Genomic DNA, 21,076 nt, shown 5'->3' on the forward strand with positions numbered 1-21,076 from the left:
TTCATTGACCACTTTTTGCATTGACATACGAAAACAGATCTCTTGATTGAACAGAAACCCGATCATTATACCGCCACGGCTGCTACTATAAAAGAGCCCCCGGGAAGCATCAGCTCATCGTTGAAATTTCTTGGACCCGGATTTATTTTGTCTGCGTCTATTGTTGGTTCGGGCGAATTAATTGCCACCACAACACTCGGTGCGAAAGCTGGTTTCATCGCATTCTGGGTGATCATCGTGAGTTGCCTGGTTAAAGTGGCCATTCAGCTTGAGTTTGGAAAGTACGCCATACTTACCGGTGAAACAGCTATGAAGTCTTTCAACACTTTACCCGGACCCCGGCTGGGCAAAGCCAGCTGGGCTGTATGGGCGATCTTTTTACTCACCTTAATGAAAATCGTACAGGTGGGCGGCATGCTGGGTGGCACCGCAATAGTCATGAGTATGCTTTTTCCATCCGTAAGCATCATTGTCTGGGCCGCTGTTATTGCGGTGCTGGCCTTCCTGCTTATCTATCGCGGCCTTTATGGATTGATTGAGAAATCTTCCCTGGTAATGATAGCCCTGTTCACGCTTCTTACCTTTGCTTCACTTATCGCACTTAACTTCACAGAGTACAATATCACCGGGGCTGAATTGTTTAGCGGCCTCCAATTCAAACTGCCTCCACATCTTGTGCTTATTGCGGTTGCTGCTTTTGGTATTACCGGGGTGGGGAGTGATGAAATAATCGCTTATAATTACTGGTGCCTTGAAAAAGGTTATGCAGCTTTCACCGGTCCTAAAACAGGCGATGAAGCCTGGAAAAAAAGAGCGAGAGGCTGGATTAAGGTGATGTATCTCGATGCTTTTGTGGCAATGATCATTTATACGATGGTCACTGCAGCATTTTACCTGCTGGGTGCAGCAGTATTACACAGTCGCGGACTTGTTCCCGAGGGCAACCAGGTAATAGAAACACTGGCATTGATGTATACCCAGTCGTTAGGCGCCGGTATCAAATCTGCATACCTGGTCGGTGCTTTTTTTGTATTGTTTTCCAGCGTATTCGCAACGCTTGCCGCCTGGTCGAGGTTATTCTCTGATATTTTTGGCCAGCTCGGCTGGATCAATTTTCACAATACTGCGCAGAGAAAAAGGACAATAGCCACGCTGTCATGGGTGTTCCCTTTAATCTGGCTCATCACATTCCTTTTCATTAACCTGCCGGTATTCATGATCCTGTTTGGAGGTGTCGTAGGATCATTTATGTTACTGGTCGTTGTATTCGCAGCGATCAATTTTCATAAACGGAGGGAGCTATATTTCAAAGCAGGAGCTGTGTATGAGCTTTGTTTCTGGCTGAGTGTTATAGCAATTCTGATGGTCGCCTTGTTCGGCATTGCAAAATTATACTAGCTCTTATGCGCCATTTCACTTACCCAGATAAGTCCTGATCTTCTGATGTAATTCATCGCTTACCGGAGTTACAGGTAGCCTGAGATAGTTTTGTATCAGCCCCAACTCAAAACAAAATGCCTTTGCACCGGCGGGATTATTTTCAGCAAACAGTAATTCATACCCGGCAATAAGCTTGTCGTTGAGCGTTTTTGCGGATTTGAAATCTCCCTTCAGGCAAAACCTGACCATGTCGGTAAATTCCCTGGCAAAACAATTTGCCGCAACACTGATCACCCCGTCCATACCGCATGCGATCTGTGGCAGGGTGAGCGCATCATCACCGCTGATAACAAGAAAATCTGCCGGGCGGTCGCGAAGCAGCTCCATGCATTGTGCCATATCTCCACTGGCTTCTTTGATACCAACAATGTTTGGAATCTCCCTGGCAAGGCGGAGCGTTGTGGCAGCAGTCATGTTACGGCCGGTTCTTCCCGGTACGTTGTAAAGTAAAACAGGTCGGGGAGATGCTTCTGCCAGCATCTTATAATGTTCGTATATCCCCTGTTGTGAAGGTTTGCTGTAGTAAGGACTCGCGCTCAGCACCGCCATTGCTTTTGCTAAGGGAAAGGTCTGGAGGTCGTTGACAAGTTCCTGCGTATTGTTCCCACCGATACCAACAATCACGGGAATCCGGTTATTTACTTTTTCGTATGTGTATTGAATGATTGCGATCTTCTCTTCCTTGCTGATGGTTGGTGTTTCCCCGGTTGTGCCAAGGCTCACAATATATTCCACTCCACCACCGATAACATAATCGATCATGTTTCCGAGAGCCTGGAGATCTACTTCAAAATTTGATTTGAATGGTGTTATGATTGCTACTCCTGTGCCCCTGAGAGCAGTGAGGAGGTTGTTTTGAATGGCCAAGAGATTCTTTTATTAGATAATGATTATTGATTGATTTGAACTTAGTCGTGCTCTTTTATATAAACACCTGCGGGGATCTCATCATAGAAGCCCATCTTACTGTATTTCTCGATCCGCTTCTCTACCCTTGTTTTTGCAGGAATAGCCTTAAGTTCTTCAAGTGATTTCAATAATTGTGCTTTTAAAAGCATGGCCGCTTCGGTATAATCCCAGTGTGCTCCGCCGATAGGTTCAGGAACTATCGCGTCGATGAGCCCAAACTGATACATATGATCCGGTGTGAGTTTTAGTTGTTCCGCTGCTTTTTCTTTTTGATCCCATGACCGCCATAAAATCGAACTACAGCTCTCCGGTGAAATTACGGTATACCAGGTGTTCTCAAGCATAAAAACCCGATCGCCCACACCTACACCCAGCGCACCACCCGAGGCGCCTTCACCGATAATTACACATATAACGGGCACCTTAAGCCGCATCATTTCATAAATATTTCTTGCAATTGCCTCGCCTTGTCCACGTTCTTCCGCTTCAAGCCCGGGATAAGCTCCTGGTGTATCAATAAGTGTAATAACGGGTTTATTAAATTTTTCAGCCAGCTTCATCAGGCGAAGTGCCTTGCGGTATCCTTCCGGATTGGCCATCCCGAAGTTCCGCAACTGTCTCATTTTTGTATTGATCCCTTTTTGCTGCCCGATGATCATCACAGTCTGTCCATCCAACGACGCAAAACCACCAACCATAGCTTTGTCATCCTTCACATTCCTGTCGCCATGCAGCTCCACAAAATCAGAACACATTTTTTCAATATACTTAAGCGTATAAGGACGATCAGGATGCCTGCTCAACTGCACTTTTTGCCAGGGGGTAAGTTGCTGCGTAATTTCCCGGCGTCTTTGTATTATTGTTGCTTCGAGTTTCTGAATATGATCTGTCGCGTCAATCTTACTTTTTTCAGCCTGCTGTTTCTGAATTTCAATGTGGTCAAATAAGTCTTTGATCGGCTTTTCGAAATCCAGAAACTGACGGTTTTTATCCTGAGGCATAGGCAATTTTAATGAGGTGTAAAATTAAGGGTAACAGTCGTTTTATGTTTATTTTTTTTTGCCCGCCGCTGTTACCCCCAGGTGCACACTCATTGCCTGCTTACCTCAATAAAGCTGTTTTAAGAGTCCATATTTACAATAATATTTATTGGTTGTAGACCAGGGCAAACTCCTTAGCGAATGTTTCGAGGTCTGTCCCACCGGTTTTTGGTTTGTTTTTCATAAAATCGCCAAATAATTTACCGGATCTGATTGCCGCACCCATCTCAACGTAGTTTGAAGCAATTTCAGCAGGAAGTCCGGCTTTCAACATCCCATCGAGCGCTTGTTCATCGGTGAAGTCGACCCAGGGAAGTTCTGGTTTACCAATGGATTCACCAATCACCTTGGCGATTTCATCGGTGGTACGCAGATCGCTGGCCACATAGCGGATCGCTTTCCCTTCAAAAGGTTGTTGAATAGAATCGGCAATTGCATTAGCAATATCAACCGGGTGCACAAGAACTATCTGTGTATGCTGACCATAATTACCGCCCATGATTCCCGCCTGTTTGATCAGGCCAATGTTACTAAGGAGATTATAATAGAAAAATCCGGCTCTTATATGCACAACGGAAACCCCCTCCAGCGCATTCAATACATTTTCAACGTCGTGGAGACCTTTAACGGGTCCGGTGCCATCGGGCAGGTCGGCTCCAACACTACTTAGGTTCACCACGCGCTTTACTCCTGATTTTTGAATAGCTGCAGCATAGTTCCCGCCCACGCCTGCGATGTGGTTCCGCCAATTAGTCGCAGAAAGAGTAGGCGGTACCATAGTGTACACCGCGTCTGCGCCAGTGAAGGATCGGACCAGGAAGTCGATGTCATTGATCGTTCCCACTGCCGCTTTTGCGCCGAGCTCTTCTATAGATAAGATCTTGTCTGCATTCGAGGTGATAATGGTTACCTCATGACCATTTTTTACAAGGTTAACAGATAATGGTTTACTGACGTTGCCTGTGGATCCTGTAATAACAAATTTCATAGCTGTTGTTTTTATATTTGAAAAGTCAAAGTTATATTTGTACTTACTTTTATACAAGTACTTACCCTAAAGTATGTTCCCATGACGAAAGTTAAAGAAAGTTCCACCCGAAACGCAAACAAAAAAAAAGCGGTCCTTGCCTGCCCGGTGTCTTATGTTATGGAAAAAATCGGCGGGCATTGGAAGCCGGTAATACTTTTTCAACTCATGACCGGCGCCAAACGATATAGTGAAATAAGAAGAGCCATTCCTGCGATCACCGAAAAAATGTTAATTCAGCATCTGAAGCAATTGCAGGAAGACGGGCTTGTGCTGAGAGATGCTTCGCCGGTTATACCTCCCGTAGTTTATTATACTTTAAGCAATTCCGGAAAAAAGCTGACTCCTGTGCTGAATGCAATGGCAGCCTGGGCAAGTGATGATGTGAAGTCAGGGTCACGCAAGAGGCAAAAGCCGGCATCGGCAGCGGTCTGATAGTCCCCATAAATAGTGAAGCCGGATCGCTACCGGGTATATGGCAGTGATGCGCCAGCTGCGCTCTGCGCAACATGACTATCCCCGGAATGATTTTGTAATCCACCGATATCCCCGGAATGATTTTGTAATCCACGGATATCCCCGGAATGATTTTGGTGGATATGGGTCCATATGCGTTTACATTTCTGTTTTCTATTGCTGTGGTTCCTTCAGACCCAAACATCGGTATCTGCACAGGCAGGTGATAAGGTATTCACAAAAAAGGTGATCGCGCAGGATCTGGATGATCCCTGGACCATCATTTGCGCCCCGGATCAGCATCTTTGGATCACCGAAGCGAAAGGGTACCGGGTACTCCGCATCAATCCGCAGACCGGCTCCAGGGATACATTGATTGATTTAAACAGCCTGAGAGAATTTCCACGCTATGACACCCTTAATGATGGGATTGACGGCGGAAAGCCCTGGCCACAGGCAGGCCTTATGGGCATGGCATTACATCCCGGAATGCTGCGGGGAAAGCCCTTCGTTTACCTTGCATACCTCTACGATTTCGAAGGAAAAAATTCACCCGGTAACGGGCAAAATAAACAAGATGGTGGTTTTCATTTTCTGACCCGTGTTGTCCGTTACCGCTATGACACAACAAACATTAAACTTGTTGACCCGGTGACCGTCTGCGATTCGATACCCGGATCAAATGATCATAACGGTGGCCGGCTGCTCATCACCCTGATCAATAACAAACCCTTTTTATTCTATTCCGTTGGTGATATGGGTGCAGGACAATTCCAAAACGGCGGAAGACAAAATCATGCGCAGGATCCGGGGAATTTTGAAGGGAAACTATTGCGATTTGAGACAGAACCGCTGGATGCAGGGAATACTGCTGAATCATGGATCCCAAATGATAATCCTCTCAGCAACGGCAAGAAAAATGCGGTGTGGAGTTCCGGTCATAGGAACGCACAGGGACTTACAAAGCTACTTATAGCCGATAAGGAAATAGTTTATGCGGCGGAGCATGGACCATTTTCTGATGATGAAATAAATATTGTTACAAGGGGCAGCAACTACGGGCACCCACTGGTTATTGGTTATGCTGATGGGAATTACAACGGGCTGGCTGCTGGTGTTACCCAGGTGGACAGTCTTCCCGGGAAGTGGAACACAACCTATCCGCTTATATCTAATGAGGTTGCCAGTGCTGCCAGGATCAAAAACTATGTTGATCCATTAAAAAGCTTTTATCCTACAGGAAACAAAGCATTGACGGCTGTTGCTACGGGTATGCTGACCGGCGCCGTACAGGACAAGGGATGGGAATCACTGGCGCCATCGGGCCATGCCGGTTATGATTCCGATGCGATCCCGGGATGGAAACCTTCTCTATTGGTCACTTCATTGAAACATGGAAAGATAACCAGGCTTAAGCTTAACCCGGCGGGTACCGGCGTAGTTGCCCAGGAGGAGCTGTTTAAAGCAGGCGGTCGCTACCGTGATATCGCGGTTTCTACCGATGGTAAGCGGTTATATATTGTCACTGACAAATCAACGGTTACATCTGGCCCCAGTGCAGGAAATAAAGCAGCAAATGAATTAAGTGGTGCTGTAGTTGAATATACCTACACTAAGGATTGAAATTCGTAAAGGGGATTGAGTATCCTTTCAACGGGAACAACGTTGTCGCACCAGCGAAACGATGCCGTGTTTAAGTGATATAGTCAGATGCCGTGTTTAAGTGATATAGTTAATTAACTTAGCCCGATGAAGAAGATCTGCGGCTTTTTATTGACTTCGACAATTGTATTGCTATTCCATGCATGCAAAACCACCAAAGGTCACCCCCAGATTTCGGATGATGGGTATAAATTGATTTGGGCAGATGAATTCAACAAGGATGGCCGTGTTGACAGTTCATCCTGGCAATTCGAAAAAGGCTTTGTAAGGAATGAAGAGGCCCAGTGGTACCAGGAGGACAATGCATGGTGTGAAAATGGCAAACTCATTATAGAAGCAAGAAGAGAAAGCAGGCCCAATCCCCGGTTTAATTCAGATGGACGAGACTGGCGAACCAAACGAAGGAATATTGAATTCACATCTTCCAGTATCAATACATCGGGTCGTAAATCCTGGCTTTACGGCAGGTTTGTTATGAGGGGTAAAATAGATATAAGCGCAGGCTTGTGGCCAGCCTGGTGGACCCTTGGGGTTTCAGGTAACTGGCCTGCTAACGGTGAAATAGATATCATGGAATACTACAGAAAGATGATCCTTGCAAATGTTGCCTGCATGGGACCCGACAAAAAAGCAGAATGGTTCAGCGTTACAAAGCCGGTTGATTCATTGGGCGGCATCGCCTGGGCGAAAGACTTTCATACCTGGCGGATGGATTGGGATGAAGACATGATAACGCTATTTCTTGATGATGTTTTGCTGAACAAAGTGGAACTCACAAAGCTGATGAACAAAGATGGATCTGCTATAAATCCTTTCAGGCAGCCTCACTATATGTTACTGAACCTGGCAGTAGGAGGGATGAATGGTGGCAATGCTGACTCAACAACCTTTCCACGCAGGTTTGAAGTTGATTATGTAAGAGTGTATCAGAAATGACGGCAGTCACTAAACTTAATGCGAATTACTCAACAGGGAAATAAACGTAAAACACAGAGCCGCTTGAAAGGTCGCTTTTTGCGGTGATAAATCCATCATGCAGATCCATGATCTTTTTACAAAGTGCGAGACCTATGCCAGTGCCTGAATACTCGTGTTTAGCATACAGGCGCTGAAACATTGAAAATATAATTTTATCATATTTCTGTTCAAACCCGATTCCATTATCGATGAACTGAATTTCCAGGTATTGTCTCTCCGGTATGTTGTTGGGAAGATTATAGGCGTTTTTTGAGGTAACCAGGCTGCTTTTGATCTTTATAACGGGTGATCGCTCACAGTATTTCAATGCATTTCCAATGATGTTCGAAAACAATTGGTTTATCTGGAGCGGAATTGCTTTGATCACCGGCAGTGGTTCTGTTTCAACCTCCGCTTTTTTCTCAATGATAAGAAGTTCATAATCCTGGATAACATGAAGAAGGATTGAATTGAGATCAGTATCAACCTTATCTTCACCGCTGCTGGATGCGCGGCTGTAATTCAGCACTGATTGAATCAATGCCTTCATGCGGGATGCGGAACCTTTTAGTTTGTCAAGGTATGTTGAAATTGCGGCTTCATTACCCAGATTTTTGGAGATGATGTCTGCAAATATTTGAATTTTTCTGAGAGGTTCCTGCAGGTCGTGAGAAGCGACATAGGCAAACTGTTCGAGCTCTGTATTTTTTGTTTCAAGTTCTTGCAGGTATTCGCGCAGTTTGTCTTCCGCAGTTTTTCTTTCTGTTAAATCCCGCGTTACTTTCGAAAATCCAATAACAGCCCCATCGTCTGCATGTATAGCAGTAATTACTATACTGCCCCAGAACTGGCTGCCGTCTTTCCGCACGCGCCACCCTTCATGAAGGGCTTTACCATTTTTCGCGGCTTCTGCGAGCAGTTGTTCCGGAAGCTTATTTTCGCGGTCAGAAGCAGGATAAAATACCTTGAAGTTTTGGCCAACAATTTCAGCAGCTGAATACCCTTTTATTTTTTGAGCGCCAATATTCCAGTTTTCGATATCTCCGTTCCTGTTTAAAAGTATTATGGCATAATCTTCTACCTCAGCGATCATTTTCTGATATCGCTCCTCGCTTTTTTTTAATGCCTCATTCGATCGTTGTAAAGCTTCTGTGAATTCCTTCAGTTGGTCATTCGCTTCCTTTTTACCAGTCGCCGGGTGATCAATTTCAGATTGTTTGACAGAATCTCCCGGTGAGGTATGCTTCATTATATCTTTTTCTGGCATAATACAAGTTTACTATCGACAACTCCTATTGTTGTTCATGCATTCCGGTGACAGGTTATCTGAGAACTGAGTAATGATCGTAAGCAAATACACTTATGCCTAAGCTTCTCCTGGTCCAAATTATGGACTACCAACCAAACAAAGATTTTTCCAAATTTACAACACACTACGGACATTCACCGGACAGTGATTAAGTTTCAAATATGGATTATTGTATCTTGTACCATTGGTTAACGAATCCGGGAAATGCTTGTTGTGGTGCCAATAGCAGGAAATCACTTATTATTTCATTATTAATACTTACACTTGAAGCAGGAACTTTTTGCCGGTATAGAGATAGGGGGTACCAAACTCCAGATCGTGTCTGGTAACAAAAACGGCGAGGTGCTCTCACTGCATCGGTTTGAAGTAGTCGGCAATGAAGGAGCCGCAGGTATACAGGACAGGATTGAGTCGACGATCAGGCAGGATTTTAAGAACCAGCTTTCCGGAATCGGCATTGGCTTCGGAGGACCAGTCAACAGAATTACCGGGCAGATTGCAACTTCGTTTCATGTTGAAGGGTGGTCGGGCTTCCCGATAAAGGATTGGCTCGAAGCGATTGCGGGTTGCCCCGTTACTGTCGACAATGATGCAAATGTTGCAGCATTGGGAGAGGCAATCTTTGGTGCGGGAAAAGGATATAACCCGGTATTATATTTAACACTGGGTTCAGGGGTTGGAGCTGGACTTGTGATAAATGACGAGGTATATCACGGTGTGCTTCCCGGTGAGTTGGAAATCGGCCATCTGCGGATGGACAAAGCAGGAACCATTTTTGAATCTCTCTGCTCAGGATGGGCAGTTGACAAAAAGATCAGGGACGTTATTGAAACACACCCGACCGGGATATTGGCCGGCTTAGCCCGCGGGCTCAATAAGGGAGAAGCAAAACATCTGAAATCCGCTATGGATGCCAACGACCCCACGGCCTTACGTATCTTCGACGAAACCATGGATGATCTTGCTTTTGGCCTGTCTCATGCGGTACACCTGTTGCACCCGGAAATAATTGTACTTGGGGGTGGTCTTTCACTTATCGGACAGCAACTCCGGGATGCGGTAGCTGAAAAATTGCCTTCATACCTTATGACAGCTTTTATTCCTGCACCACTGATCACTTTATCGAAGCTCCGGGAACAGGCCGTACCCGTAGGCAGCCTGATATTAGCAAGCCAAATAAACCATCAATCTTAAATCGTTTTTTTTATGCAGGATTATTTAGCAACCTATATAAAGGGACAGCAGGATGCGCTGGCTGGAATTCCTCTTGACCAGGTTGAAATCATCATCAGGCGTTTCCATGAGATCTGGAAAGAGGAGCGGCAGCTCTTTGTGGTGGGTAATGGTGGAAGTGCAGCAAATGCATCCCATTTCGTTACAGACCTGGGGAAGAGTGCCTCCGACGCGATGGGAAAGCCCTTCAGGTGTATGTCTTTGAATGATAATGTAAGTTGGATGACGGCAATCGGAAATGACTATGCTTATCACGAAGTGTTCACAAGGCAACTTCTGAATTTTGCCCGCCCCGGTGATACCTTGTTTGTGCTTGGTGTCAGCGGTAGTTCACCAAATGTGGTCAATGCTGTTGAATGGGCTAAACACAATGGTGTTTATGTAATTGCATTAACGGGTGGTAAGCGGGGGAAAGTTGCTGAGCTTGCAGACTTCACTATTGTGATTGATTCATTTCATTATGGCCGTGTGGAGGATGCTCAGATGGGCATTTGCCATATGATATGTTATTCATTCATTGAAGGAGCAGTTAAATGAGTGACCGGTGCTGATTGTAACTATTTAACCACATTTGTATTTAGAAAATTGCCTCGTTGTGGCTGGTACGGTAATTTTGCATAAAGGGCCAGCCACTTACCAAAAGCGGTGCATGATTCACTCTTGCCTTCTCCGGTTCAGGGTAATGCTGCGACGCCGGCCATTTCCCGGCACTCCTGCGCACAATGACGACAAGCGATGGCACAAATCCTGCAATGTTCGGCATGGCTATGATGCTCACACTCTGCAGCGCAAGCCTCGCACATATCTGCGCAGATACGGCAAATTTCCATCGCTTTGTCCGATCCAAGGCTGATCAACTGCCCTGTTGCATAACAAATGGAAGCACATTCCATATCCAACTGGATACATCGCGCCATCATTTTCACATCATCTTCCTGGGTGCAGGATGATGCACAATGATTACAAATCGCAGCACATCTCAGGCATGCTTCGATACAGCTTTGGTAGTTGTGATATCTTTCCATGATGCTGGGTTTTGAAAATCTACTCCAAGAACGTGCCGCTGGTATACAGTCAATAAGTAATAGTCAGACCAGCGCCCAATCCCATATCACTATCATAGTGAGTCGAAACCGCAAAATGCTTTGTAACAATGTATCTCAGGCCAGTCATATATTCCTTGTCAGAATTGACGAAAAACCTGAGTCTCAGCCTCTTGCTCATTGCAAGATCTTCTCTTCCCAGTTGCAACCTTACCCTGCCATCCGTATCTATTCTGGCATCAGCTGTCACAAGCATAGGCAGAGTATATTGGAATCCAAAACAAACCGCTGCCCTTTGATCTTTCGTGTTCACCTGGCCGAATAAATTCTTTTCAGCTTCCATGTGTTTCCGGTAGCGCCAGTCGAAGCCTATATAGGGCATCAACCATTGATTTCTTCCTACCAGCCGCCCGATATGCGTTTCACTTTCAAAACCTTTTTCACTGTTAAAGCCCAGTCTCCATTCCGTCTGGAACACCCATCTTGTATTACTGACAGCAATTTCACCATCGCTACCGTTGCTTTCAAGTCCCACCTGGGCATAGGAATAAAATCTTTTGTCATCGCGATATACTTTCCGGAGATTCTGTTTGAAAGGTTCAGGCGATGGAGTATTATTTTGCTGCCGGTATGTCCGGGCCTGGTCGGTAGAGTCAGCGTTGATATCGTCATTTGTCGCAGAATCAGCATAGCTGAAAATACGTCCCATTCCTGCCATCATGTGGTAAAGGATATGGCAATGAAAATACCAGTCGCCGCGGTTTTCAGATGCGTGAAATTCGATGGTGTCCGTTTCCATCGGCATGATATCCAACACAGTTTTTAATGGCGAGTAGTTGCCCTGTCCGTTGAGCACCCTGAAAAAATGACCATGCAAATGCATTGGGTGCCGCATCATTGAATTATTGTAAATGATTATCCGGATGTTTTCGCCTTTGCGAATTAATATTTTATCAGTTTCAGAAACCGTTTTGTTGTCTATCGTCCATACGTAACGATTCATATTACCGGTTAACTCAAACCTGAGATCCCGAGTGGGACCGCCAGGTAGCGTAGTGGGTTCGGGTGATTTGAGCATCGCATAATTCAGCGTGGTTATGTTTGCGTTGCTGTCAGCTATTTCAGGGTACATTACCGTATTCATGTCCATTTGCTGAAGACTCATGTTCATGCCCATATCGTTCATAGTTCCATCCATATTCATCATGCCATTCATCATCTTCATCCCCTCGAAATATTTTAACCGGGGCAGAGGCGTCATGGGACGTTTGGGACCATCACCCAGCCACATCCTTGTACTGTTGGTCCTGTCCTCGGAAGTGGCATTAAACTCATAACTGCCATTTTCAGGTATGGTAACGATGACATCATATGTTTCGGAAACTCCGATTATCAGGCGGTCTACCTCCACCGGTTCTACATCTTTTCCGTCGCTTGCTACTACTGTTATTTTACCTCCTGCAAACCTTAGCCAGAAATATGTGGATGAACTTCCATTGATGATGCGTAATCTTACTTTTTCACCTGGTTTAAATTGTTTTGCTTCCGCTTCCGCTTTCCCATTGGTTGTAAACAGATCGTAATACACATCACTAACATCCATCGCCGCCATCCTTTTCCACTCATTTTTTATTTTTGTCGAAAATTGTTTTTCTTTTATCGCCTGCAGATAGTCCTGTGTGGCGTTTTTCCTGATACCGTACCAGTCGGTGGCATTGTGAAGCGAGCGTTCAATTTGTTCCGGTTTTTCGTTGGTCCAGTCACTTAGCAAAACGGTTTGTTCATTGCCTGTTGTTTCTCCTTTTTTATGAATGATAAACGCACCATACATGCCCGATTGTTCCTGGAGCATCGTATGAGAATGATACCAGTAAGTGCCGTTCTGGACAAGGGAGAATCGATATACCGAGGTGGAATTGCCTTTGACCGGTGAGGTAGTTAAATAGGGTACACCATCCTGATCGTTTGGTAGTATGAGGCCATGCCAGTGAATAGATGTTTCCATATGCATCATATTATGCACATAAATGACTGCACTATCGCCTTCATTGAAATGAAGCTCCGGCCCGGGAATGCTACCATTAATAGCGATGGCTTTGGCGGTTTTGCCGGTATAATTTACGACCGTATCCTTTATATAAAGATGGTAGGTAACCTTATTGCCCGTCCTGAGCATGAAGGCTTTTCCACCATGGTTAATATCCTGTGAATGCGTACCTGTATGCTGCGAACGCGAATCAAGCCAAAGAATACTCAACATGGTGAACAGCAGGATAGACTTGTACTTATCAATTTGGGTCTTCATCAGCATTTATCCTCCCCGGATTAATTTAATGTTTCGGTGATGTTGCCACAAGTCAACATACTGTTGCCATAGTATGGATTCTTAACCTGTTCAACCTGGCTTATCCAGTACGCTTTTTTCATTGGGCAATACATAATGTAAGCAGGACTTCCTTGTTTTTGCTTTTTTACCAGGGTGATGACGGACTCAGAAAGTTCCTGGAATGATCCCCTTTGTTTCACCAGGTCTTTACCTGCGGCGATGTTGTTAGCAGCGGATGATATCTTCTTTTGTAGTGATTTATACTCCTGACCCTTATCAGCACCGGTTGTTTCGCCCGGCAAATTGTTGATAGCAACCGAGAGTTCTTTTGCCGCCCTTGCAGCTTCGGTAGCGTTACTGTTCACCAGTGCATCTTTTAGCGTATAGTATTTTGTTAGCCAGGTTGCTGGTGTTGATGTATTGTCCTGGCCGAACGTAGCAACATGTGATGCAATGACAATTGCCAGTACCGCGATGTTGATCAATAACTTTTTCATAATTTCTGTTTTGTGCATTAATATTCCTTTATTTTTTTACTGTATTCGTTCAGCCTTGTACCCAATAGATTCAATCGCTTTTACGAGTTGTGTCTCATTGATGGCCTCGTTGGTATCAATAGTCAGGATCTTCTCCGGAGATTGAATGTCTACCTGCCAGTTATCTTTTCCTACCTTGCTATCCAGTACCGGGGTCACTGCAGCAACACATCCGGAACATTTAATTGTTGTCTTGAATTTTAACGTTTCCATGTTTCTATTTTTTATTTGATTAATAATATTTATTATAATGTACTCATCTTCAGGCGCAGGCTGTTTGCAACCACACTGACCGAGCTGAAAGCCATTGCCGCTCCGGCGATCATCGGATCGAGTAAAAATCCATTTACAGGGTAAAGGACTCCGGCAGCGAGCGGAATGCCGATTATATTATAGATAAATGCCCAAAACAGGTTCTGACGAACAGTACGAACCGTTTTTTGAGACAGCTTCAATGCTTTGGGAACATTATTAAGATCTGAACTGATTAAGGTGATCTTTGCCACATCCATGGCGATATCTGAACCTTTGCCCATGGCAATACTGACATCTGCCTGTGCCAGGGCCTGTGAATCGTTGATGCCGTCACCGATCATCGCAACAATCTTTCCCTGTTCCTGTAAATTTTTGATGAATACCGCCTTTTCTCCGGGCATCATTTCAGCCTGGAAATTCTTTATTCCGGCCTCAGCCGCCACGGCTGTTGCAGTCTGCAGGTTATCACCGGTGAGCATATATACATCTATGCCGTTATTGAGCAAAGTATCTATGGCCCTCCGTGACGTCTTTTTGAGTTTATCTGCTATCGAAATGATCGCAGCGACTTCCCGGTTTTCAGCAAACAGAACAACTGTGTTCGCCTTCGACTGGAGCGATGCAATTTCGAGTGACAGACCAGCCGGAATGGTAATGCCCAGATCATGCATCAACCTGAGGTTTCCGATGCTGTATTTATTTCCCTTATAATCTGCTGTAATTCCTTTCCCGGTGATACTCTCCAGATTGGTAAAAGAAACCGGCGCGGGGTTTTCTGTCCCGAGGTGATTTATCACGGCGGCTGCAAGAGGATGTTCAGAACGACTTTCAAGTGAATGCAGTATTGAGATTAATTCGGACCTGCGTGCCTCCATCAATATTTTGAGTTCAACAACAGCGGGTTCACCTTCTGTTATTGTACCTGTTTTATCAAGAACGATAGTATCCACCTTGTAACCTGCTTCAAGACTTGCGGCATCCTTTATTAATATATTGTTTTCTGCGCCCTTGCCAATGCCAACCATGATGGCAGTAGGGGTGGCTAGTCCCAGGGCGCAGGGGCAGGCAATTACCAGCACAGTAAGTGCACTTAACAACCCATGCGTAAACGCATTCGTACCACCGAAAACCATCCACATTAGAAATGTGAGCACTGCAATGCCAATCACAACCGGCACAAAAATGCCTGCTATTTTATCAACCAGCTGTTGTACGGGAGCCTTGCTTCCCTGTGCCTCACGCACCGCTTTTATTATCCTGGCGAGGACGGTATCTGCACCCACCAGTTCCGCAGTAAACTGCAGACTTCCCTTTTGATTGATAGTGCCTGCAAACAATTTGTCGCTTGTTGTTTTCAGTACTGGTAAGGGTTCGCCACTGATCATGCTTTCATCTACGTAAGATTCACCGCTCTTCACAATGCCATCAACAGGTATCATTTCACCGGGTTTCACCAGCAATGTGTCACCGACTTTGACGGCTGCTACCGGTACTTCGGCCTGGTGTCCACCGTCGTGAATAATTGTCACGGTGCGCGGCTGCAGGCCCATCAGTTTTTTTAATGCAGATGATGTTCTCGACTTTGCTTTTTCTTCCAGTAGTTTGCCGATTGAAATAAATGCAATTATCACAGCGGCCGCTTCAAAATACACGTGTGCGTGTAAGCCACGTTGATGCCAGAACTGCGGAAACACCGTATTAAAAGCGCTGAAAACAAAGGCCACACCCGTACTTAAAGCAACAAGTGTATCCATATTGGCTTTACCATGCCTTGCCTGTTTGTATGCATTGGCAAAAAAACTTCTGCCAGAATAAAACACGACCGGGGCCGATAATATCAGCATAATCCAGTTGGCAAAAGGAATACTCATAAAAAACATCCCGATTATCACTACCGGCACCGAAAGTACCGAAGCCCATAAGGTTCTTTGCTGCAGCGACCGGTAGCGGCTATGTACCGCCTCCGCCTGGATCTGTTCGCTGTTTTCCGCATCAATAACCAGGTCATAACCGATTGAACGCACAGTATTTTGCAATTCAGTTTTCGTAACGGTTGACGGATCATATTCGATCCAGGTACTTTGATTTGCAAAATTTACTCCCGCATCTTTCACGCCTTCCCTGGATTTGAGCATGGATTCCACACTAACCGCACAAGCGGCACATGTCATTTCCAGGACGGGAAAGGTTTCTTTGACGGTGCGGGCAGTGGGGCCGGCCTTGCTCTTTTTTGTAGGACTTATGGTAGTCATATTGTACACTTTTTGGTTGTCTATTCAATCCTGGCTGTTATACCGGATTTGCGATGTAAAGTTCCGAAAAGGGGGAGGGAGTGTTGTTACACTTTAAGGCCTGAATTGTATAAGATTTTATGTACTGGCTTATACTACAGGCTGATGGCAGTCACCGGTCGGGCGGTAACATGTTAAATAGAAATGGATTCAGGCCGGTTTAGTCGGATGCTTCCTGGGACAGATGCTCCCGGAAAGGCGCCATTTATGGTTCGGGATCCGGAGGAAAAGGAAGTGCCGGGGATTGATCTTTGGTATTGCAGAAGAACGTATCGGGCAGCAGGGATCCTTATACAACTGTGAGGGGTTGGTATATAATTTTCAGATCAGTCGTTGAGCTTATCAAGCGGTTTCCGTTTATTGTCTTTCAGATTCTTAAAATGCGAAGGGGTAAGACCGGTAATTTTTTTAAACTGTTGCGAGAGGTGCTGAACGCTGCTGTAACCCATCTCATATGCAATCTCGCTGAGACTCATCTCATCGTACATTAATAATTCCTTCGCCCTTTCAATCCGTTGAAGAATCGTATACTTTTCTATGGTGATACCTTCCACTGAACTGAAAAGAGTACTGAGATAGTGGTAGTCCATCTTCATTTTATCTTCGATAAGCGCTGAAAGCTTGAGGTTCGAATTATCTTCATTATGGTGAATCAGGGAAACAATGGTGTTTTTGATTTTTTCGACGGTGCGTGACCTTTTATCATCGAGCAGTTCAAAGCCAGACTTTTGAAGGTTGGCGCTTAATGTTGCCAGCTTATCACCAGGTAGGTCATCCGAAACCTCCACCTCGCCCAGTTGGATATTCTGATAGTCAATATCCAGCGATTCCAGTTCCGTTCTGACCGCCATGATACAGCGGTCGCAAACCATATTTTTTATATAAAGATGCATGCTTATAAATTGTTACTCCTTTCAGCGTTCTGAAGCACCAGCTGTCAAATCAAGGGGAGCTTCAGACACCTGACTTCATTCAAAAATGTTGATCAATCTAAGAACAATCAACCAACATTTTCGGCTTCGAAGATCTCCTAAAAAATTCAAAAATTCAGATCAAATAAATTATACGTAAACCCGGTTTTTAAAAACCCCGGTTACGCGACTTATGCACGCAGACCACCATCCGTATAAGTACAGGTCATCACCCCCGGACCAGCAAATAGCCTTCGCCGACAGTACAGTTATATCAGCCAGCTGTTTTACTTCCTGTTGTTGTAATTCCCGATTTGAAAATTTTCTTCCCAAAATGGAAATGAAAATCAGTGGCAACAAACTGAAACCCTTACTGGTATTGAGTCGTACAATTGGCACGTGGTTGGAATATACCTAATCGGTTTTTCATAGGATATTGGATTTAAACACGGCCTGGGTTTCTACCCGGGCCTTTTTTTAGTGTCTCCTGCAACACTCCGCATTATTTGTATCCTGTCATTTGTCGTTTTTTGCGTTTCATTCAACAACTATACAACAAGGCTTATACTTCTCCCCGTTTAAACGGTAGGTGTAGCATTTTCTTTGAATGAGAAAGGCTGGCCCTGAAAAATTTTTATAATCACCTGAAATAAGTCCTAAATTAGTGTAAACCCTTATCCCTGATTTGTCGTCACGTTACCCTGAGTGAGCGCTTTCTATTTACTATTCCATCTGATCACCCCTAAACGAAGCTCCCATGACCGCAACCATTGACGATCATCAAAGATTGACTGCCTTGCAGCAATTTCCGCTCGAAGGCAGCTGCAAAGGCAGGTTTGCTTTTGGCAGTGTTCCTGCAGATTTTGCCCAGTCACTGCTGCCTTCTGAATTAGTACTTGCTCCTCAAAATTATGCGCCGGCCGGGCAACATCCGCTGCTGATCATGTTTAATGATACGCATCTCAACTCAAATCCAAACGTTGAGAAACATATTCTTGGAGGAATCCTGCCCGAGATGAAACTGCATTATTATGAATTCATAGTCATGTTACCGTATGTGCAGTTTTCCGATAGTGCGTATTCATCAAAAGGTCCTTATTGTTATTTACCCGTCCTTTACCTGGATAGTTATGCGGCAGTAGCAGGCGGAAGGCTGTTCTGGGAGTTCAATAAGGAAATGGCGCAGTTCACGGTTGATGATAACAGTTATACCGTCAGGTCTTCGTCTACGGGTAACACCCTGCTTTCAGCTACTACAGGAATGATGAGTCTCATGCAAACTGACAGCTCTGTGCCGGGTTTCGAAGCTATTTCCCCCATGCTGGTGTTGCCTGTTATTGAGCATGGCCCATATGGTTATGTAAGTTCAGTTTACCAAATCGATTTTGATAATATTGACATAGCTCCGGCCGGGTTAGAACTGGTTAACCAGGCCTCTTCCTATCTCCCGCAAGGTACTTTTAGCTCTCCCAGCATCCTCCAACAACCACTTGGGGCTTTTTATATGAATTACAACTGGGCGCTCTCATACATCGAATTCATAAAATTCTAAGAAATGGCTATACAAAAAATCGCGGTTTTGGGCGGTGGGATGGGTTCACTGACTTCAGTATTTCAGCTAACCTCTGACCCGGACTGGAAATCAAAATACGACATAACCGTTTATCATATGGGATGGCGGCTTGGTGGCAAAGGAGCCAGCGGGAGAAACGCATCCATAGGACAGCGGATAGAAGAACATGGACTTCATCTCTGGTTTGGTTTTTATGATAACGCATTCAATATTATCCAGCAGGTATACAAGGCCAATAATCGTCCACCCGGAAGCCCGCTGGCGACCTGGGAAGAAGCGTTCACCGGGTATGATTTTATTGCCTTGCAGGAACAAATCAACGATCAGTGGCTCAGCTGGCCGTTCGTTTTACCGACGAACTCGATGACTCCCGGTTACGGTGGTCCTCCGCCAACCATGCATCAGTATGTGGCGAGAATTGTCGATTTTATCCTTCAACGACACGAAGATTTTACTCAGAAAGCGTCAGCTCCTGTGCAGGCGAAAGTACATGCTTCGGGAATTGCAGGTGAGTTTGCATGGTTGAAGTTGAAGTTCGGAGAATTGGTAACAGACGTTGAGCATGCCCTCGAAAACACCGGGAAATTCCTGTTACATGCAGCTTTAAAAGCGGCGTTAGCAGGTGAACACCTCCTCGTTAAAGATATACTGGGCCATTTTATGACCTGGCTAAAAGGGATTGCGGAAGAAAAGTTGGAACATGACACCGAACTGCGGAGATTTTTCATACTGGCAGATCTTGGAGTGGTCACCATTATCGGTATGGTGGAAGATAATGTGATTGAAAAAGGATTTGATGTCATCAACAACTACGATTACCGTGAGTGGCTTGCCAAACACGGTGCAGCTGAGATCTCTATTAATTCAACCATTGTTCAGGCGGTATATGGCCTCGTATTCGGTGGTAAGGAGCAATACACATTTGAAGCCGGTGTTGCGATGAGGGGTTTACTGAGACTTGGGCTCACGTTCAAGGGTCATGTATATTACCGGATGATGGCCGGGATGGGAGATGCTATCTTTGGCCCGATGTACCAGGTGTTGCAGCAACGTGGGGTTAAATTCGAGTTCTTCCATAAGGTAACAAACCTGGGACTGGATATCCATAATAACATCAAGACGATTTCCATAGATGTACAGGCGACCCTGGCAGAGGGATATACCAGCTACGAGCCGCTGGTGACCGTTAATGATCTGCCTTGCTGGCCCAATATTCCTAATACCCAATATCTTGCCCAGGGAGCTGAGATCCTTCAGCAAAATGTAAATCTTGAATCATATTATTCAACCTGGCCGGCTGTTCAACAGAAGCAACTGATATATGGGCAGGATTATGACCTGGTAATACTTGGTATCTCCATCGGGGCGTTGCCTACGGTTGCCAAAGAACTCATCCTCAAAAGTACGGCCTGGCAGAATATGATAAAGAATGTGGTTCCGGTAAGTACAATCGCTTTTCAACTGTGGCTCAATACAAGTATTGCTGATATGCAATGGCCATATGTAAAGGATGGACTTGCCCTGCTGGGCTCTTTCCAGGAACCATATGATACTTGGGCAGATATGAGTGATTTGATTGACCGCGAAAATTGGCCGGCAGGTTACACACCCGCCAATATTGCATATTTCTGCGGACCGACACCTGCGCCCAACGCGGACCAGATCCTGCAAAATGTTATGCAATCAAATTTCACGGACACAAATTTCCCGGGTGTTCAAACGGAATTGGCGAAGCAGTGCGCACTCGATTACCTGCAACAGCTGTCTTCGAATATATGGCCGGGGATATCGAAGGGACAAAACGGTTTTGATTTCAGTAAGCTTATCGATCTGAATAATGGCCAGGGCCAGGCAAGGTTTAGCGATCAGTTCTTCAGGGCCAACATCGACCCAACTGAATTGTATGTGATGTCCTTCACCGGCAGTTCGGCATTTCGCCTGAACACCGATCAGACACATTTATTTCCTAACCTTTACATTACCGGCGATTGGATTAACAATGGTTTTAATGCAGGTTGCATAGAAGCTACTGCTATGGCCGGTCTGCAGACTGCCCGGGCAATATCCGGGCAAAATTTCGAGATTCCGGGAGAAAAAGATCTATAAAA

The 21,076-nt window shown here is 45.2% G+C and carries 18 protein-coding genes; 8 read left to right on the forward strand and 10 right to left on the reverse strand.

Annotated features, from left to right (window positions below; all coding sequences use genetic code 11):
- Nucleotides 1-42: 42 nt before the first annotated feature.
- Nucleotides 43-1,398: an Nramp family divalent metal transporter gene (locus tag ACX0G7_RS05455; RefSeq protein ID WP_458922417.1), complete on the forward strand. Its 1,356-nt coding sequence runs from the start codon at nt 43-45 to the stop codon at nt 1,396-1,398.
- A gap of 15 nt (nt 1,399-1,413) precedes the next feature.
- Here ACX0G7_RS05455 and dapA read toward each other — a convergent pair whose 3' ends face one another.
- From dapA to ACX0G7_RS05470, 3 genes are all read right to left on the reverse strand, one after another.
- Complete coding sequence (dapA, locus tag ACX0G7_RS05460; protein ID WP_458922418.1) at nt 1,414-2,307, reverse strand: 4-hydroxy-tetrahydrodipicolinate synthase; 894 nt, start codon at nt 2,305-2,307, stop codon at nt 1,414-1,416.
- Nucleotides 2,308-2,348: 41 nt separating this feature from the next.
- A complete protein-coding gene (locus tag ACX0G7_RS05465) occupies nt 2,349-3,350 on the reverse strand; it encodes an acetyl-CoA carboxylase carboxyltransferase subunit alpha (protein ID WP_458922419.1) in 1,002 nt (333 codons plus the stop codon).
- A 145-nt stretch (nt 3,351-3,495) separates the two neighbouring features.
- The gene (locus ACX0G7_RS05470) at nt 3,496-4,377 is read right to left on the reverse strand and encodes an NmrA family NAD(P)-binding protein (RefSeq protein ID WP_458922420.1); all 882 of its coding nucleotides are present in this window, start codon (nt 4,375-4,377) and stop codon (nt 3,496-3,498) included.
- Between the two features lie 81 nt (nt 4,378-4,458).
- Between ACX0G7_RS05470 and ACX0G7_RS05475 the strand changes: the two genes are divergently transcribed.
- The 3 genes from ACX0G7_RS05475 (at nt 4,459) to ACX0G7_RS05485 (ending at nt 7,470) form a co-directional block, all read left to right on the forward strand.
- Nucleotides 4,459-4,851: a winged helix-turn-helix transcriptional regulator gene (locus ACX0G7_RS05475; protein ID WP_458922421.1), complete on the forward strand. Its 393-nt coding sequence runs from the start codon at nt 4,459-4,461 to the stop codon at nt 4,849-4,851.
- 174 nt (nt 4,852-5,025) lie between these two features.
- Nucleotides 5,026-6,495, forward strand: a complete 1,470-nt coding sequence (locus ACX0G7_RS05480; protein WP_458922422.1) for a PQQ-dependent sugar dehydrogenase — start codon at nt 5,026-5,028, stop codon at nt 6,493-6,495.
- Nucleotides 6,496-6,621: 126 nt separating this feature from the next.
- The gene (locus ACX0G7_RS05485) at nt 6,622-7,470 is read left to right on the forward strand and encodes a glycoside hydrolase family 16 protein (protein ID WP_458922423.1); all 849 of its coding nucleotides are present in this window, start codon (nt 6,622-6,624) and stop codon (nt 7,468-7,470) included.
- A gap of 25 nt (nt 7,471-7,495) precedes the next feature.
- Here ACX0G7_RS05485 and ACX0G7_RS05490 read toward each other — a convergent pair whose 3' ends face one another.
- Entirely contained in the window at nt 7,496-8,758 is a 1,263-nt protein-coding gene (locus ACX0G7_RS05490) for a sensor histidine kinase (protein ID WP_458922424.1), read from the reverse strand.
- Nucleotides 8,759-9,064: 306 nt separating this feature from the next.
- Between ACX0G7_RS05490 and ACX0G7_RS05495 the strand changes: the two genes are divergently transcribed.
- Both ACX0G7_RS05495 and ACX0G7_RS05500 read left to right on the forward strand, forming a co-directional pair.
- Nucleotides 9,065-9,994, forward strand: a complete 930-nt coding sequence (locus ACX0G7_RS05495) for an ROK family protein (RefSeq protein WP_458922425.1) — start codon at nt 9,065-9,067, stop codon at nt 9,992-9,994.
- Nucleotides 9,995-10,006: 12 nt separating this feature from the next.
- Nucleotides 10,007-10,570, forward strand: coding sequence for a D-sedoheptulose-7-phosphate isomerase (locus ACX0G7_RS05500; protein ID WP_458922426.1), 564 nt, complete (start codon nt 10,007-10,009; stop codon nt 10,568-10,570).
- Nucleotides 10,571-10,707: 137 nt separating this feature from the next.
- On the opposite strand, the gene ACX0G7_RS05505 is transcribed toward ACX0G7_RS05500, so the two are convergent.
- The 6 genes from ACX0G7_RS05505 to ACX0G7_RS05530 form a co-directional block, all read right to left on the reverse strand.
- Entirely contained in the window at nt 10,708-11,058 is a 351-nt protein-coding gene (locus ACX0G7_RS05505; protein ID WP_458922427.1) for a four-helix bundle copper-binding protein, read from the reverse strand.
- A 49-nt stretch (nt 11,059-11,107) separates the two neighbouring features.
- Nucleotides 11,108-13,381 (reverse strand): multicopper oxidase family protein, encoded by a 2,274-nt coding sequence (locus ACX0G7_RS05510; RefSeq protein WP_458922428.1) that lies wholly within the window; start codon nt 13,379-13,381, stop codon nt 11,108-11,110.
- 20 nt (nt 13,382-13,401) lie between these two features.
- Nucleotides 13,402-13,899 carry a DUF3347 domain-containing protein gene (locus ACX0G7_RS05515; protein WP_458922429.1) on the reverse strand — a complete coding sequence of 166 codons (498 nt, stop codon included), beginning with the start codon at nt 13,897-13,899 and terminating at the stop codon, nt 13,402-13,404.
- A 36-nt stretch (nt 13,900-13,935) separates the two neighbouring features.
- Nucleotides 13,936-14,151, reverse strand: a complete 216-nt coding sequence (locus ACX0G7_RS05520) for a heavy-metal-associated domain-containing protein (RefSeq protein WP_458922430.1) — start codon at nt 14,149-14,151, stop codon at nt 13,936-13,938.
- Nucleotides 14,152-14,183: 32 nt separating this feature from the next.
- A complete protein-coding gene (locus tag ACX0G7_RS05525) occupies nt 14,184-16,445 on the reverse strand; it encodes a heavy metal translocating P-type ATPase (protein ID WP_458922431.1) in 2,262 nt (753 codons plus the stop codon).
- A gap of 365 nt (nt 16,446-16,810) precedes the next feature.
- Nucleotides 16,811-17,377, reverse strand: coding sequence for a helix-turn-helix domain-containing protein (locus ACX0G7_RS05530; protein ID WP_458922432.1), 567 nt, complete (start codon nt 17,375-17,377; stop codon nt 16,811-16,813).
- Nucleotides 17,378-18,152: 775 nt separating this feature from the next.
- Between ACX0G7_RS05530 and ACX0G7_RS05535 the strand changes: the two genes are divergently transcribed.
- A complete protein-coding gene (locus tag ACX0G7_RS05535; protein ID WP_458922433.1) occupies nt 18,153-18,947 on the forward strand; it encodes an acetoacetate decarboxylase family protein in 795 nt (264 codons plus the stop codon).
- 3 nt (nt 18,948-18,950) lie between these two features.
- A complete protein-coding gene (locus ACX0G7_RS05540; protein WP_458922434.1) occupies nt 18,951-21,074 on the forward strand; it encodes an NAD(P)-binding protein in 2,124 nt (707 codons plus the stop codon).
- Nucleotides 21,075-21,076: the final 2 nt, after the last annotated feature.

It is taken from the genome of Flavitalea antarctica, from assembly GCF_054461535.1.